The sequence below is a fragment of the Mesorhizobium sp. RCAM 05104 genome (assembly GCF_059683645.1).
Genome location: NZ_CM185033.1, coordinates 2135722 through 2152222, shown reverse-complemented (window position 1 = coordinate 2152222; position 16501 = coordinate 2135722). Strand labels below are relative to the sequence as shown.

The window sequence follows — 16501 nt, the reverse complement described above, 5'->3', positions numbered from 1 at the left end:
TCAATCAGTGATGGGCCGGCTTTATGGCCGAGCCTCCAGGACCATATTGAAAGGCGTCTCTGTGGCGCGGCGGAAACGGGTGAACCCTCCATTGGCCACGACCTTGCGTAGCTTTGCCTCGCCGGCCTGCGCACCGAGGCCGAGTCCGACCTCCTGCGAAAGGGATGCAGGCGTGCAGATGAAGGTTGAAGCGGCGTAGTAGATGCGGCCGACCGGATTGAGATTTGCCGATAGCTGATCGTTGGCGAAGGGTTCGACGATCATCCACGTGCCATCCGGCTTTAGGGCGTGACGCACATGTTTGGCCGCGCCCGCTGGATCGCCCATATCATGCAGGCAGTCGAAGAACGCGATGAGATCGTAGGTGCCGGGAAAGTCCTTTGCCGTCGCCACCTCGAACCGGGCATTGCCGGCAACGCCGGCCTCTTTGGCCGCCGTCCGCGCCCGCTCGATTGAAGGAGCATGGTAGTCGAAGCCGACAAAGCGTGAATTTGGGAATGCCTTGGCCATCAGCACAGTGGATGCGCCATGGCCACATCCGACATCGGCGACGTCGGCCCCTTGCTCCAGCTTCTCGACGACACCGTCGAGAGCGGGGAGCCAGGACCCGATCAGATTGGCGTTGTAACCCGGTCGGAAAAATCGCTCGGTGCCGCGGAACAGGCAGGTGCTATGATCGTGCCAGCCCAATCCCTTGCCCGAACGGAAGGCTTGCCTGACCTTCTCTTCGTCCAGCCATAGAGTCGATACAACCTCGAATGCGCCAGCCATGAAAGCGGGGCTGTCTTCATTGGCGAAGACCTGTTCCTGCTCGGGACTGAGATAGAAGCTGTCGGTAGCTTCGTCATATTCGATGTAACCGGCAGCGGCTTGCGCCGAGAGCCATTCCCTCACGAGGCGTTCCTGCGTGTCAGTCTTGGCGGCGAGTTGCGCGGCGGTCATTCTCCCGCCCTCGCTCATCGCTGAAAACAGGCCCAGCCTGTCGCCTAGCAGCACGGCCGCCCCGGTCGTGATGGCGCCGAGATCGCCGACCATCTTTCCGAGCAACGCGTCCAGCTTCTCCTGATTTGGCTCCGACATCGGCATCCTCCTCCGCCCAGATCCCTGTCGCTGAACCGATGGCAATCTCCCGATACCTGCAGGTTCGGTTACACCATGGCCACCATGGACAGTTGGGCAAGTTTACCTAAGGATAGGATCAGCCGATAATGCCTAGTTTTCATCGCAACGATCAAAACCAGGCATCGACGGGGGCACTCATGGAGATGCATGAAATCCGATACTTTCTGGCCGCTTGCCAGACGCTCAATTTCCATCGTGCGGCCGAGTTGGTGCATGTCGGCCAACCAGCCTTGACGCGCGCTATTCAGAAGTTGGAAGGGGACCTCGGCGGTTACCTTTTCCATCGCGAAAAAGGGCACGTCCAACTCACGGATTTCGGCTGCCTGATGCGGACCCATCTTGAGGATGTGTTTAAGCGATCCGAAAGTGCAAAGCGCACTGCAAAGAGCTTTCTAACGCTTGAAGAGGCGCCTCTGACCCTCGGCGTCATGTGCACAATCGGCCCCATGCGCTTCATAGGCTTTTTGAATGCGTTCCGAGACCTTCACCCAGGGATCGCAGTAACGGTGATCGAGGGGGCGGCAAACGAACTGGGACAGCTTCTGCTGGATGGTAAGCTGGACGTTGCGTTGGTCGCTCGTCCTGAACCGTTCGACCGCAAGCTGAAAGTGCAACCCGTGTATACGGAGCGTTTCGGTCTCGCGTTTTCGACAGGTCACCCATTTGAAATGCGCAACACGCTTCACCTTTCTGACGTCCAGGGACAGGCCTACCTCGACCGCATCAACTGCGAATATAGCGATCACATTGACGAGCTTTGCAGAAGCCTCGGCGTAGTGATCGAAAGCGCATATCGCAGTGAGCGCGAGGATTGGATTCTGGCAATGGTCGCGGCGGGAATGGGGGTCTGCTTCATGGCTGAATTCTCGGCCAGCCAGCCGGGCGTCTGTCACCGGCCCGTGGTTGACCCTGAAATCGTCCGCGAAGTGTCCTTGGTTTCCGTCGCGGGGCGATCACACTCGCCGGCGATTGATGCATTTGCAAATGCAGTCCGGGACTATGATTGGAAAACCTCACTGACCTAGCAGCAGGTGCCCTTGGAGAGATCGCTCGGTCGCTGACGCCTGATCCATGCACACGTTGTCGTGATGCTCGGAGGTAGCCTTGATCGATCTAAGGACTGTGTTAGGTCGACGGATCCCCAGCATGAGGACAGACATGGCCGGCACATCGCGAAAATATCCCATGCTGCGGCGTTCGCGCGCTATGTGGGGCTCGCGGCGCGTCTGGCAGCCGCGGCTGGTGTTCTGGGCCGGTGCGGTCTCGATCGGCGTCATCAGCGTGCTGTTCGCGGTGCTGGCCGACAAGGCGCAGGCACTCTTTCACGTCATGATCGGCGATGTTGGCGGCCGGCGCTTCTACCTGCCGCTCATCGTTACGCCGCTCGGTTTCGTGCTATGCGCCTGGCTGGCCCACGCCTTCTTTCCCGGCTCGCAAGGCAGCGGCATTCCGCAGGCTATCGCCGCCCGCCACCTGCGCGACGATGACGACCGGAGCCATATCCTGTCGCTGCGGCTCGTGATGGGCAAGATCGCGCTTACCGTCATCGGCCTGTTCTGTGGCGCTTCCATCGGCCGCGAGGGGCCGACCGTGCAGGTTGGCGCATCGCTGATGCTGCAGGCGGCACGCTGGGGCGGCATGGCGCAGGCGCGCGGATTGATCCTGGCAGGCTCGGCCGCGGGCATCGCTGCCGCCTTTAACACACCGCTGGCAGGCATCGTCTTTGCCATCGAGGAGATGGGCCGCACCTACGAGGCGCGCACCAACGGGCTGGTGCTGACGGCTGTGATCCTGGCCGGTCTCGCCTCGCTCGGCCTGCTTGGCAACTACACCTATTTCGGGGTCTCGAAGGAAACGATCTCGTTTGCTGCCGAGTGGCCGCTGGTGATTGCCTGCGGTGTCATTGGCGGTGGTTTCGGTGCTTTATTTTCGCTGCTGGCTTTGAGGGCGACGCGGCGGATCCGGCGCTGGCACACGCACCAGCCGTTGCGACGCGCTTTGCTGGTGGCCGCCTTGTGCGGGCTTGCCGTGGCGGTGATCGGCATCGCGTCGGGCGGACTGACCTTCGGCACAGGTTACGTGCAGGCACGCGGCGCGGTCGAAGGCACGCCACTGCCGTGGTTCTTCTTTGCCGAAAAGTTCCTGGCCGGCCTGTTGTCGATGGTCTCGGGCATTCCCGGTGGCATCTTCGCGCCTTCGCTGGCGGTTGGCGCCGGCATCGGCAGTTCGCTTGGCCTGATCCTCGGCGCCAGCACAGGGGCCGCTGCCCTGCTAGGCATGGCCGGCTATTTCGCCGGCGTGGTTCAGGCACCGATGACGGCCTTCGTCATCATCCTGGAAATGACCGGCAACCACGACAACGTCATCGCGCTGATGCTGGCCTCGATGTTGGGCTACGGCACCGCGCGAATGATCTCGCACGAGCCGCTCTATCACGCATTGTCGCGGGTGTTTATCGCAGAAGCGATCAGGAGGCGCAGGGCAGAGGCCCTTCCGGCATGATTGAGGCAGGGGTCATTCCGGCGGTCGTCGCAATGTTACAAAATATCATGTAAGTGATTGATTTTATTAATGTAACTCACAGTTCAATCCTCTAGAAAGTCGTCATCGGAAGGCTGTCTGGTCTCGGACCCTCGCAGAGGCTGACGGTTGGCGAATGTTGCGCCATCTTCCCGTCAGTGGCTATGACGGCCAAACAGGAGTCCATGGCCAGTTTCAATGTCTGGCCGGCAGGATTGCTTCCTGCAGATCTCGACGCAGGTGCTCTACAATCATTATATTAGCCTTGTCTTACATTCGAAAGTGTCAGGCAAGTGTAGGCACAGTGATCGATAGGCTGTTGGTCCAGGGCAAAATAAAGACAGTTGCAAATACATCACACACTTTTAACACCGTCTCGGATATTGTCCTGTGCGAGGGGTTTACTTGGGTTGGGAGAAATACGTGAATAAATTCTTTGCAGTTCTGGCTGTTGCCGCCCTGTCGGCAAGCACCGCATCAGCAGCCGACATGGTGGCACCTATCGCCGGATCCACCTATGACTGGAGCGGTTTCTATGTCGGCGGTCATGTCGGCTTTGCCAATGGCGACATCACGGCAACGGACGTAACCGAGCCGAACGGTGGGTTCTTCACCGACGCCGTGCCGGCCGGCACCGAGGGCTTCGATTTCAACAAGGGCGCCGTGGCTGGCGGTATTCATGCCGGCGCGCAGTGGCAGTGGGGCCAATGGGTTCTGGGCGGCGAGGCTACCTGGACGGCGACGGGCATAAAGAAGACCATCACCAGCCCTTACTTCCCGGACAGCGACACCGAGTCCGCCAAAATCTCGAACTACGCCACGGTCGTCGGTCGCGTCGGCTACGCCTTCGATCGCGTGCTGATCTACGCCAAGGCGGGTTACGCCGGCGGCAAGGTGGATTTCCGCGCCCGAGACAACGACGCCCTCGTGACCTACGAGAAGAATGAGTGGCAGAACGGCTATGCGCTCGGCGCCGGCATCGACTATGCCCTTACGAACAACCTCTCGCTGGGTGTGGATTACACTCACGTTGACCTCGGTCATAAGACGAGCACAGGCAACAACGTGTTCGATGACGGCAGCCTCGGTTCTAATCCCGAGACCTATCGCACCAAGGCAAAGGTCGATGCGGTGATGGCCCGGCTGACCTACAAGTTCGGCATGAGTCAGTAGTTAGAGGCCATTACGGGCTCCAGCAGATCAGATCTAGGCGTCAAGGGGAGCTCCGCAAAGAGCTCCCTTTCCTTTTTCGCACTCTTCTCTTGCTACGTATCCCCGATTAGCACGGTAAGAAATTTACCGTCCGCGCTGCGGAGGACGAACGTCTTGACTCACCGACTTACAGCGGTTTTGAAGGCTCTCGACTTATGCTGGGCTACGGCACTGCGCGAATGATCTCGCAAAAGCCGCTCTATCACGTATTGTCGCGGGTGTTTATCGCAGAAGCCATCAGGCGGCGCAGGGCAGAGGCCCTTCCGACATGATTGAGGCAGGGGTCATTTCGACGGTCGTCACAATGTTACAAAGTGTCCTGTAAGTTATTGATTTTATTGATTGATATCAGAGTTCAATCCTCTCTCGCAGCACCAGTCTATCCCCTTGAAATCATTGACACGCAACGGTTTCTGTCCGTTCTGACGTTACAAATGCCGTAACAAAATCGGATGGAACTGATGACCGGCCGTGTTCGAACTCTCCTGAATCGGGACGGCCGCTATTTGCGCGCCTTGTAGTCCCGAAAGAACTTCGGCCGTATATCGGGAAAACGGAATTGCGAACAGGGCTTGGTCCCGACAACAGGACAGCCCTGAAGATGCTGCCTGGTGCTGTCGCCACCCTTCAGCGTGAGATTGCACTAGGCCAGCGCCGCGCCGTCGCGGCTGGCGAACAGTCCATCACTGTCGGCCGCTATCCACTTCTTCCGCCACAAATAGCCAGCCGAGACTATCAGGTTGCGCCTGGCCGACGATGCAGAGATCCGGGCCTACCATTATCAATGTGCGGGCTTTGAGGACGACTACGAGGTTGTCAGGCGCTTACAGAAAGAGGTAAATTTTAAATATCGTAACTACGAATATTATTAAAAAAATAGCTAAAATCCGAACTATTTATGTCAAAGATCACAGATATTTGCTTTTGGGCAGTCGTTAGTATTGACGACCAAATTTGAACTACCCGCTCCTGCCGACTTGTGAACCTTCATGCCGAAGAGGAGTATCCGAAGTGGCGTTTATCGCTTTGGTCCTTTCGCTGAGGGGCCGATCGTTCAAGAGGAGATCCCGAGATGGAAGGGTATGACGAATCGATGTTCGACGACCTTGCCTTTGATGAAGCGGAAGGCCCCGCCGACAGCTACGACGAATTCGACGAAATGGACGAAGGCGATGGTTTCGAAGCCTCCGACGAAGCCGACGAGTTCGACGAAGGCGATGAATTCGAGGCTTCGGGGTTCGATGAGATGGACGCCGGTGACGAGTTCGATGCTGGCGACGAGTTCGACGAAGGCGACGGTTTTGACGAAGGCGATGAATCTGATGACGATGCTTGGGACGAGGCCATGAGCTATGCACTAGCGGCAGAGGACAGCGATGAGTTCTTCCGCCGCATCGCCCGTGGTATTCGCGGCGTCGTTCGCACCGTCCGGCGTGCCGCTCCCACCATCGGTCGCATCGCCCGTGCCGTAGCTCCTGTTGCTAGCCTGATCCCCGGCGTCGGCACCGCCGTCGGCGGCGTCGCCAATGTGGTCGGCCAGCTGATGGCTGACGAGGCTTCCGAGGACGAGGCGCTAGACGCCTTCGCAGAGCTTGCGGTGCGCAACCGCGCCGCCATTCCTCTGGTGGCCGGATTGGCGGCGAGACGCGTTCTCGGCCCGGCGGCCGCGCGCATGCCGGCGGCCCAGCGCATCCAGGCGGTGCGCACCGTGCGCCGCGCCGCGACCCAGCTCGTCAATCGGGCCGGCCCGACCGCGATCCGTGCTTTGCCGCGCATTGCCAGCAGCGTACGCCGCACGGCGGTCACCCGTCGCACCCCGGCCTCTGTCAGGCCGCTGGTGCTGGCGCGCACCGCACGCCGTGTCGCGGCGCGTGGGCAAGGCCTGCGTCGCCAGTTGACGCGCCCATTGCCTACAGGACGCCGTATTGTGCGCCGGACAGCCGCGGCCGTTCGCGCCGGCATGGCGCCTGCCCGCAACCTGGCGCGCGCCGCCGGCCGTGCTCTGGGCGCCGGACGGGCGCTGGGGGGACTGGGCGGGGGACTTGGCCTGGGACATGGGCGCAGACGGCGCATCGTGATCCGTGGCCCGGTCAGCATCACCATCCGGCCGAACTGACCCCAAGTGGCTCCCTTGTCGGCGCAAGAAGAAGGATCGCTGCGATGCGCACGGGTTCTTCGACCAGGCGTTTCCTGGACACCAAGCTGCGGGCCCTGAAGGCCCGCGCCCGGCGCCTCAACCGTCTGACACCGCGACGCATCGGCCTTCGTCCCGAAGACCTGCCTTATGCGCCGTCAAGGGCCCACTTCCACGCCGCCAACAAGCGTCTGGCGGCCATCGCCAACGCCATCAACCGGCGGATCGTCGAGATCGAGCGCGGCTGGCCACCGGCCGCCGCCCAGACAGCGCTGACCCAGATGGCGCTGCTTGATCGCAGCGTCGACCGGCTGCGCAGGACCTTCGGCATGTTCTTTGAAGTCATGTCGCAGCGCGGATCCGGATTCGCGCCAGCTCTCGCCGCACATGACGAGATCGCGCTCGATTGCTATGCGGTCGTCCGTGCGGCCCTGCCGGGCGTTTTCAGCGGCCCGCTGCTGAAACCGCTGACCTATATGGAACACGGCTATTCTCCCGCCACCCAGCGGCGCGGCGTTGCCCTTGCCCGGCTGCTCGGCGACAGCAACCCGTTCCCGGTAATCCGCGTGCCCTGGGACCGCGACAATCCTTGGCAGTCGGTGTTCCTGCACGAAGTCGCCCACAATCTACAGGCCGACATGGGCCTATGGCAGGAGAACGCGCAGGCGGTCGCCAACCGGCTGGCCAGCATGCGATTCGATCCGCTGGTGGTTACCATCCTGCGCCGCTGGCACAAGGAGATATTCGCCGACCTCGCGGCGCTGCTGCTCGGCGGAACGGCATCGGTCTGGGGGATGATGGAGTTTCTCGCCCATCCCGGTGCCCGCGCGCTGACCTACCGCCCCGGCGGCGCGCATCCGACCGGTTGGATCCGCGTTCTGATCCTGACCGAGATGCTGCGTCGCATGGGTTTTGCCGAAGAGGCGAGGCGCGCCGAACGGGTCTGGGGCGGCCTCTACAATCCGGCCCGCGGTCACCGGTTGCCGCCGGTGCTGCTGGCATCGGTGCCGCGCGTCATTCCGGCCGTGGTCGACGAGATCGCCTACCAGCCGCGGCGCGGCCTGGGCCAGCATGCGCTGGCCGATGCCATTCCGTTCTCCCGCGCCGACGAAGCGCGCATCCGCCATGGCGGCATGCTGATCGCGGCCGGGCGAACGCCGGACCTGCCGCCGCGCTTTTTCGTGTCGGCCAGCCGTTTCGCGTTGGAGGCCGGCGCAGAGCCGGACGCCATTGCCGCGCTCGTCTTTAGAAACCTGGCCCAGCGTCAGGCAAACCGACGGCCCACTGCGCAACCGTCCCCAGCCGCACTCGTTGCATGAGGAACTGAATCATGGTCGACGCAATCCCAACCGCCGCCAGCCCGGTCTCGAAATTCCGCTCTCCGGCCACGGTCGCCGTGGACAACCTGCTGCGCAAGACGCTGCGCGTCAGCGATCCCCGCGATCCCGACCAGATCGCCAACGCCCTGTTGAACTTCTACCCGGAGGAGGCGGACCGGGACCGTCGCGAGCGCGCCGGCCTGCCCTATTCGAGCGTGCCCGACTATGTTCCGGTGGCGCAGAACACTGGCCCGTCCTCGGTCGAGTTGGCGCAAGCGCAGGACGACCTCGAGCGGGACCTGCAGACGCTTTCGACCTCCTCGCCGCTGAAGGACATTCGTGTCGAGATGATCGGTTGGGGCCGCTCCATCAGGCAGATCGCCAATGACGGGCTGGCCGCCGCCCGGCTGGCTCTCGATTCGGTCAACCACGACCGCGCCATGGCGGCTCGCCGCCAACTCGGCGAATATTCGCGCCTTGCGCGCTATGTCGGCACACTCACCGACGGCAGTGCGATCTTGTTCAGGCGCTTTGCACAGAGCTGCGATGTGCTCGCCGGATTGATTCTTGTCGCCATCGGCGAAGGCTTGGCTTCGAACGGCATCACCCGCAGCACCTCGATCGTGCGCTCGGCGGCCGGGGAGCTGCAGGCGCGCCGCAACGCCGTGATCATGGCGCTGCGCACCTTGACCGGCTCGGTCGAAACCTCTCTCGGCCAAGAGGACTGGCCGCGCGGCATCGAAGCCTACCGCAACCTCGTGCAGCAGCTGGAGGCCGGCGGCCAGGCGGATCTGCGCGCCCTGCTGGAGGAAAGCGCGCTGTCGCAGGCGATGGACGACTTGATCGACCTCTCGACCGGAGCAAGCGTGGAAGGGCTACGTGAACTGTCCACCGCGTCCGCGATGCTCGTTCACCGCTTCCAGCGCCTGATCCAGTTCGGGCAGAGCTCACAGGTTCCGATCCACTTGCCGATTACCTTGAGGTCGCCGGAATCGCCGCCGCTGGTGACGTTTGTGTCGAGCCTGCAGCTCTTTGTCGACGCCTTCGTCTCGCGAGGCAGCTCGCGGCTGCTTTATGTCGCGCGCCCGCCGATCATCGTCTACGGCCTTTATGGTGCAGGCGGCCCCGACACGGGCGCCGTCCGGTTGATGAACCTCACCATCGCGCGCGGCTTCCTGCAAGAGCAGGTCGACTGCTTCGCCGGCTGCGGCTGCGACGATGACAACGTCAAGTGTCAAGTATTGCTGGACTACATGCTGTTCCTTGTGGACAGGGCGATCGATCTCTATGCGGTCGGAACCGATCCGGACGGTCTCGGCAAACAGGAGCAGCAGGCTACGGCCGCCGGCATTTTCATCGACGCGGTGCTGGCCCTGACCAACCAGGTCACGAACCCCGGCGTGCTTCCGTGCGAATTCAGCGACAAGCTGAAGGACAAGCTCGGCGCTATCGCTGCCGAATTGCTGGATCCGTTCGGGGGCCTGAACCCTGCGGCCTGGGATGCGAACCTCCAGGCGCTCATGATCCGCGAGCTGCGCATCGCCTATCAGGCGGAAGACCACACCGAGCGCCTCGTGCGTTCGCTGGCGCCGCAGTGCGGCTTCGACGTCTTCAATTTCCAGAAAAATCGATCGCTGATCCGCTGGTTGATCCGTTCGGTCCTGCACAAGACGTTCAATGTTGCAGCCAGCATGCCGCAGCCAGTCCAAATGCCATCGCCCGTCGCCAGTTCGATGGCGAGCATGGGGCAGAACCGCCCCGATTATTGGTCGGCCTGAGCGCCTGGCTTGGAGAGGAGCAGAACAATGGCCTCGAAAATCGCTTTTCCCTATCAACCTGCCAACAAATTCCACGCCGGGATAAAGGCCCGCTTCGAGGCTGAGGCCGAGACGCCCGAATCGATCGACCGGCTGACAGACGTGGTTGACACCGGGAGCACCGGAAACCAGGTGGCCGTCGGCAAGGTCGCCGACGCCATCGACCGCCTCCACGGCGGGGGGCCAGACAAGCACAGCTTCGACCGGCTGACCAAGGCGGTTGAAGCCGTCGCCGCCGGACTGACTAACCAGCCAAGCGCGGTTATGCTCGACAACAAACTCACTGCCATCGGCGACGCGCTCGACAAGCTGCGCGGGACCGTGGAGTCGCTCGGCCTGCGCGACAAGGATAATGTCGCTGCGCTCTACGCAGCTGCGGTCGACACGAGAGGCGACATCGTTGGCCGCACCCATGCGGGGCAATGGCTTAACCAGGCGAAATTCAACTCGCTGCAAGACATTGTGAAGTTCAACAGTCGCAAGCCGCTAGAAGTTCGGCGCCAGGACTTCATCGACCAGGTGCGAGCCGTCCATCCCGTGCCGCCAGGCCTCCCCGCTGTTGTCACCGAGGGCGAGCTGGCGCGCTTCTACGATCTGGCGCCGGCCGTCTTGAGAGCGATCAACGACAGCCAGGTTGCCTCGTCTACGCAGAGCCAACCACCGACAAGCGCGGAACCACCGCCGAACACAAAAGCCTGAGAGCATGAGCCGCCAATTCGAGCAAGATGAGGTCTGATTATGGCTAGTGAATCCAACCAGGTCATCCAGCGGCTGTTCCAGCGCTTCTTCAGGGACGAGCTGTCGGGATTGTCGCCGGCGGACCGCGCCGCTTTCGAGAGCGAATTCGAGGGTCGCTATGGAGATCTGCTCGCGCGCTCGTCGAGTACCACGACAACCAGCTTCGCCGATCTGGTCGGCTTCGGCGACGGGCCAATCAAGCCGTTCGATTCGCTGCAGATGCCGTTGCTGCGCAACGATTTCGACGAATCGATCATCCCTCCGCAGCTACAGGCATCGGCCGAACTCTACTACATCTACCAGATGGACCGCATGAAGCTGTTCCAGGTGGTCGACGTGTTGCGGCGGCTGTTCCAGAACGGCCAGATTCGCATCCAGCGCGGCCCAGGCGCACGCGGGCTCTATATCCTCGAGAAGTGGCGGCCGATCCGCTACAAGCGCCGCGACCGGCTGATCGCCTATCGCCGCGTCTTCAACTACGGCCGCGCGCCCGTGCCGGCCGGCGCCATCGTCAACCGCAGCTTCCACTTCATGCTGGTCGCCTTCATGAACGCGATGTCGCAGTATTTCCAGGACCTGACCATCGGCCAGGTCATTCGCGGCAGCGCCTCAATCAACGACCGGCCGTTCGCGGCCCTCGCCACGGTGCAGCGCGTCGGCACCGACCTGCGCTATCATCTCGACCGTTCGAGCTACGGCAACATCCTCGCCCTGACCCGGGAAACCGGACAGTATGTGCAGCAGATCTTCGAGCTGTTCGACGCGCCGGATATCAAGAAATCCTTCGACGCCAACACCAAATGGGACGTCATCGAGGCCGTAGCCAACCGGCACCTTGGTGGCGCCGCCGAAATGTCGCAGCGTGCCAAGATGGCGGACGCCGGGCGCCGGATCCTCCAATACATCGCCGAGAACGATTTCCGCACCACGATCACGCCGGCCGAGTTCGATGCCGATGCCAAAAAGATGGGCTCACAGGCCGATGCGTGGCTAGCAGCCTATCGGCTAACGCGCGAAGGGCGGCGTTTCCCTGGTCTCGATGGCGATCGGGTGCACTGGTCGTATGGGCTCAACCGAAACACCGCCTCACGCATCGCCGCCTGAACGGTTTGACGGGGATGAAGAGTGCCAGCGATGGACCACCATCTTTCTCTTCTCGGGCGCTTCGCGCCCAAGCCGCCGAACATCGTCATAGACGCGCCGATGGCGCTGTCCCCGATGGGGCTGCTGGTGACGGTGGCGCTTTCCCAATCCGCGCGGGTGTGGTTGCCGCGCGGCTTCTACACCTTGCTCGATAATGACGAATACTATCGCCACCGACCAGACCAGTTGGGCGGCTCCTGGTTCAGCCCGGAAACGAGGGAGGCGCACCTCAAGGAGCTGGTGCTGGAGCTCGAATCTTGGCGGCGCGCCTGGCAGAACGGGAGGCTGTCGTCCCGAGTGCACTGGATCGGCGACGCGCAATATGAAAGCGCGCTGCCCGAACGGGAGGAAACGGCGCTGCTGCCGCGCTTCGAGGGTTGCTGCGCGGCACTCGAATCCAGGCTCCGCGACCAGCTCGGCACCGCCGCGCCGCTGGATGAGTGCGCCCGCGACGTGATCGCTCTCTCGGCCGCCCTGCAACCAGACAGCGCCTATATCCTGACCATGGCCGGCATGGCGAGCGGCAGGCCGCCGCTCTGCGACTATCTCGACCGGCTGGAGTTCCCGGCCATACGCCATGCTGGTGTCATTCCCGGCTGGACTAGCCGGGCATTCTGGCCGGCGCTCGCTCCGCTGGCCGCCGGCGGCCGCAGCGCCGCGATCGTCCAGATCGTGGCCCCGGTCATCCTCGCGTTGCCCGACGGCTGGACCGAAACCGATTGGGCGCTGGAAGACCCGGCCAGCCACGATGACGAGACGCCTGACGATCCCTGGCGCAACGCCTGCGCGCTCTGGCATGAGCTAGCGCCGGCGGAGGCCGCGGCATGAGCCCGCCCCGCCTCCATCCGACCCACGGCCTGCGCACCAATGCGCATGACCTGGTGATGATCAGCGTCGCCGGGCAAGTCGCCTCGCCCACCGAGAGGGGCACGCCTTGGCGCATCGGCTATGACGGCAGGCCACGCTCCCTGCCAGGCACGGGGGGCATCGTGCTCAACCACCGCGTCGGCGACCCTTGCGTCGGCCTGGCCGGCGACCATGTCGAGCCAGCGGTGTCGATCCGCAACGAATCCCGCTCAGCCGGCGGCAATCCCGACGCCGCCAACCAGGCGCTGCAGAGTTATTCCTGCGTCGGCAACCACGCCATCGTCACCAGCGGCCGCGCCGCCGGCGCGCGCGGCGTGGTGACCGGCAAGCATGGCGGCGTCGACACGGTGCTGATCGACTTTCCGGTTCCTGCCATGCGGCAGATGGCGATCGGTGACCGCGTCCAGGTCTGGGCCTATGGGCTTGGCCTGCGCCTGACTGACTATCCCGACGTTGCCATCTGGAACTGCTCGCCGCGGCTTTTGGCGCGCTGGCGGCCGGCCGAGCGTAACGGCCGCATCCACGTCAAGGTGACACACCGCATTCCGGCCCGCGTCATGGGTTCCGGCCTCGGCCGCAACAACGTGCTGCGCGGTGACTACGACATCCAGATGTCCGATCCGGGCATGGTGCGGCGCTACAAGCTCGGCTCGCTGCGCTTCGGCGACATTGTCGGGATCATGGACGCGGACAACCGTTTTGGCCGTTCGCGGCTGGAGGGGCATGTTTCGGTGGGCGTCATCGTGCACAGCGACAGCACAGTCGCCGGTCACGGCCCGGGCGTCGTTTCGCTGCTTTCGGCGCCAGCCTCGCGCCTGCAGCTCGAACTGTCGCCGGACGCCAACATCGCACGCTATCTGGACATTCGTCCGCCAAGGCCGGCGCGGCCGTCATTCCCGCTGCCGACGGTCGAGCAGCGGGAACGGACGGTGGCACGGCTGCGCGATCGGGCAACAACATCAAGCGCTAGGGCCGAAACCGGTTTGGGGTGATCCGGCCAAACAGGTGAAACACAGGGAAAGGGAGCCGGCATGTCATATCTCAGCGAACAGCTCGACGCGCTGGTGGAGGCCGCCGCCCAGACGGTCGGTCACCCCAGGCCTTGCGGTTGCGCGCGCTGCCGGCAGCGGCAGTCGTTCCGCGCGGTCGAGGTCAGGCGCCGGCATTTCCCAAGCTGCGGCTGTGGAGGCTGCAGTGGCGGCGCAGCCTTCGACGAGGCAGCGGTGCGGCGGACTCGGCCGGCACGCCGCCAGACGTCGGTGCGGGCGGCGGGACCACAATTGCCCGGTTGGCGCGGCTGGACACGGCCGGTCTCGCTGGCGGCCATCGACGCGGCGCGCGCCGCAGCAAGTCGGGGTGAACCCGTCGATTCGCTGTTAAGGCTCTTCCTGGCGACGGGGCCGCAGGTCTACCGCATCACCCGGGCCGGCATCGACCGCAACCGGCCGCTGAGCATCGGCATGACCAAGGCCAACAGTTCGATCGCGCAGCGGATCATCGAGCACTACCGGCAGCCGAGTCGCGCCGACCCCAGGGTCAATGCCGCGATCCGCAACCTGCAGCCGGGCCAGGTCTTGGTCCAGGCCGCCCGTCTGACCCGTCAGGGTATGCATCCGCGGCGGGCGAGGAACTACGAGGGCTGGCTGCAGGACCGGGAGCGGCCGCTGCTCTACGACCCCAACAGCACCACATTCGATGAAGTCGGCCTGATCCGTTGAACCAGAGGAGGTCCCGATGCACGGGCAAATCACTAACCGCTCAAGGTCTGTATGGGCCAATCTCGACGCCATCGTTCTCGAGGAGGTCAAGGCGCTGCGCCCGGCAGCACCACACACCGCCGAGGCACCGACGCCCGAGGAGGAGGTGCCGTTTCGCTCCGACGAGGAGTTCATGCACCGGGCGACGGCTTATCTCGGCGGCCGGGGTGACGAGGCCTATCGTCTGATGGAGCGCCTGCGCGACATGCTTGGCCTTGACCGGGCCGGAGACGCAGCCGTTGGCCGCCACGAGAGCGCCGAAGACGGCCCGGCCGGCGAGGCCGATCTCACCGTGGCCGAGCCCCCTGGGACCGAGCCGGGACAAGAAAAATGACGCTGTTCGACGACCTCCCCTTCGCGCTCGACCGGCTGGCCGACGAGGCGGACTATGCGGTGGTCGGGCCGACCGATGGCCGCGCCAGGGTTGTTCACACAAACCGCTTTCCGCACAGCGCGGTCTGCCATATCGAACGCGATTTCGGCGACGGTAGGCTGACAGGCTGCACTGCGTTCCTGATTTCGCCAACACGTCTGCTCACCGCGGCGCATTGCATTACCAGTCCCATCCGGCAGCGCCTCGGTCTTCCAAATCTGGCGGCGCGAATCCGCGTCACTCCCGGCCGGGCGTCTCGCGATGCCCGACCCTTCGGCTGGCAATGGGCGAAGCAATGGCGCGTCAACCCGCCCTACCGCCGCCGCCCGTCGGCACTGCACGATGTCGGGCTGATCGAGTTGGAGCGGCCCTTTTCGCCGTCGCCCGGCTTTTTCCGGCTGTGGTCGCCGTCTCGCCAAGATCTTGCAAGGCTTCGGGCCTCGCGCTTGCTTCACATTTCCGGCTATCCGGCCGACAAGCCGCACGGCACACAATGGGAACATTCAGAGCGGCTCGACCGGATCGCCGGACGGCAGCTCTTCTACAGCGTCGACACCTGCCCGGGCCATAGCGGCGCGCCTGTCTGGATTCATCGCCAGCAGGGCGGCGCGCCCATCGTCATCGCGGTTCACACGGCCGGCCCGCGACCCCATTCCGAAGGCGCTTGGGGTTGCCGACCTGGTGTGCCGCTTGCTCCAGCCGGATTGTTCAACCGTGGCGTCAGGATCACGCCGGACCTTCAGCGCTCCATCCTTGCTGGATTCGTCTAGGACAGTGACGAGCTCAATTTTACTTTTTGGAATGCTAATGTTCGGGGAAGTGATATAGTCCATGAAAAGGGCATCAGTGCAGCGTTAAATAGTGGTCGCGCCGGGGGTTTCGGCGGCGTGACGATTTTCTTGGGGCACCGCGGGGGTGCGTTGTAGTGTTTTTCGTGCGAACCAAGGCGTTCTGCCATGGCTATGCGTGTCGAGAACTTGCGGAGACTTTCCGATGTCGCTGACGAAAATTCTTCGTCGCGGTCTAATAAGGAGAGAGACGCGTCCAGCTTCATCGTTAACGGCCATTCATTGATCGCAATCCGTGACATTGACAGTGACGGGCGCGGCGGCCCGAGTGCCAATGCACCTCTCAGCCTGCCTGTAGGCCACATGATATGTGCCGGAACGCACTATCTGATCTACGACGCGGACGGCGCGCCTGCCGCTCCCGCTGGCCTGCCGGGTTCACCTGCGGAGATCTTGACGCGACGCGAACTCCAGATCGCTCTCTTGATCTCGGACGGCAAGCTGGACAAGGAGATAGCCAGGCAACTCGGCATCAGCGGCTACACCGTGCGCGAGCACATAAGGCGAATCTTCGCGAAACTGAATATCGGGCGCCGGTCGGCAATTGCCTCTTGCATCCTGGCAGGTCGGTCCGATTTTCGTCAAGACTATAGCCTATAGGGCTCTGGTGACGTAGTCTAATCGCGCGTTTGGCGGTCAACGTCGTTTCAA

At 63.2% G+C, this 16501-nt stretch carries 15 protein-coding genes; 14 read left to right on the top strand and 1 reads right to left on the bottom strand.

Going from position 1 to position 16501, the window contains the following annotated elements; genetic code table 11:
• Positions 1-21: 21 nt before the first annotated feature.
• Positions 22-1080 carry a class I SAM-dependent methyltransferase gene (locus AC56QP_RS10655; protein ID WP_489859747.1) on the bottom strand — a complete coding sequence of 353 codons (1059 nt, stop codon included), beginning with the start codon at positions 1078-1080 and terminating at the stop codon, positions 22-24.
• Positions 1081-1208: 128 nt separating this feature from the next.
• On the opposite strand from AC56QP_RS10655, the gene AC56QP_RS10650 reads away from it, so the two are divergent.
• From AC56QP_RS10650 to AC56QP_RS10585, 14 genes are all read left to right on the top strand, one after another.
• Positions 1209-2147, top strand: coding sequence for a LysR family transcriptional regulator (locus AC56QP_RS10650; protein WP_497100565.1), 939 nt, complete (start codon positions 1209-1211; stop codon positions 2145-2147).
• A 133-nt stretch (positions 2148-2280) separates the two neighbouring features.
• Positions 2281-3624 (top strand): chloride channel protein, encoded by a 1344-nt coding sequence (locus AC56QP_RS10645; RefSeq protein WP_489863635.1) that lies wholly within the window; start codon positions 2281-2283, stop codon positions 3622-3624.
• Between the two features lie 423 nt (positions 3625-4047).
• On the top strand, positions 4048-4815 hold the full coding sequence (locus AC56QP_RS10640) for an outer membrane protein (RefSeq protein WP_489859749.1): 768 nt from the start codon (positions 4048-4050) through the stop codon (positions 4813-4815).
• 1111 nt (positions 4816-5926) lie between these two features.
• The gene (locus AC56QP_RS10635) at positions 5927-6970 is read left to right on the top strand and encodes a hypothetical protein (protein WP_489859750.1); all 1044 of its coding nucleotides are present in this window, start codon (positions 5927-5929) and stop codon (positions 6968-6970) included.
• Positions 6971-7014: 44 nt separating this feature from the next.
• On the top strand, positions 7015-8307 hold the full coding sequence (locus AC56QP_RS10630) for a hypothetical protein (RefSeq protein ID WP_489859751.1): 1293 nt from the start codon (positions 7015-7017) through the stop codon (positions 8305-8307).
• Positions 8308-8318: 11 nt separating this feature from the next.
• Positions 8319-10085, top strand: a complete 1767-nt coding sequence (locus tag AC56QP_RS10625; RefSeq protein ID WP_489859752.1) for a hypothetical protein — start codon at positions 8319-8321, stop codon at positions 10083-10085.
• A 27-nt stretch (positions 10086-10112) separates the two neighbouring features.
• Positions 10113-10823, top strand: coding sequence for a hypothetical protein (locus AC56QP_RS10620; protein WP_489859753.1), 711 nt, complete (start codon positions 10113-10115; stop codon positions 10821-10823).
• A gap of 39 nt (positions 10824-10862) precedes the next feature.
• Complete coding sequence (locus tag AC56QP_RS10615) at positions 10863-11966, top strand: hypothetical protein (RefSeq protein ID WP_489859754.1); 1104 nt, start codon at positions 10863-10865, stop codon at positions 11964-11966.
• A 30-nt stretch (positions 11967-11996) separates the two neighbouring features.
• A complete protein-coding gene (locus tag AC56QP_RS10610) occupies positions 11997-12833 on the top strand; it encodes a hypothetical protein (protein WP_489859755.1) in 837 nt (278 codons plus the stop codon).
• Positions 12830-13864 (top strand): DUF4438 domain-containing protein, encoded by a 1035-nt coding sequence (locus AC56QP_RS10605; protein WP_489859756.1) that lies wholly within the window; start codon positions 12830-12832, stop codon positions 13862-13864. Before AC56QP_RS10610 ends, AC56QP_RS10605 begins: the two co-directional genes overlap by 4 nt.
• 39 nt (positions 13865-13903) lie before the next feature.
• Complete coding sequence (locus tag AC56QP_RS10600) at positions 13904-14590, top strand: hypothetical protein (protein WP_489859757.1); 687 nt, start codon at positions 13904-13906, stop codon at positions 14588-14590.
• Positions 14591-14606: 16 nt separating this feature from the next.
• Complete coding sequence (locus AC56QP_RS10595; protein ID WP_497100567.1) at positions 14607-14963, top strand: hypothetical protein; 357 nt, start codon at positions 14607-14609, stop codon at positions 14961-14963.
• Positions 14960-15772, top strand: a complete 813-nt coding sequence (locus tag AC56QP_RS10590) for a trypsin-like serine peptidase (protein ID WP_497100568.1) — start codon at positions 14960-14962, stop codon at positions 15770-15772. Before AC56QP_RS10595 ends, AC56QP_RS10590 begins: the two co-directional genes overlap by 4 nt.
• Before the next feature lie 186 nt (positions 15773-15958).
• On the top strand, positions 15959-16450 hold the full coding sequence (locus AC56QP_RS10585) for a response regulator transcription factor (protein WP_489859759.1): 492 nt from the start codon (positions 15959-15961) through the stop codon (positions 16448-16450).
• The last annotated feature ends 51 nt before the right edge of the window (positions 16451-16501 follow it).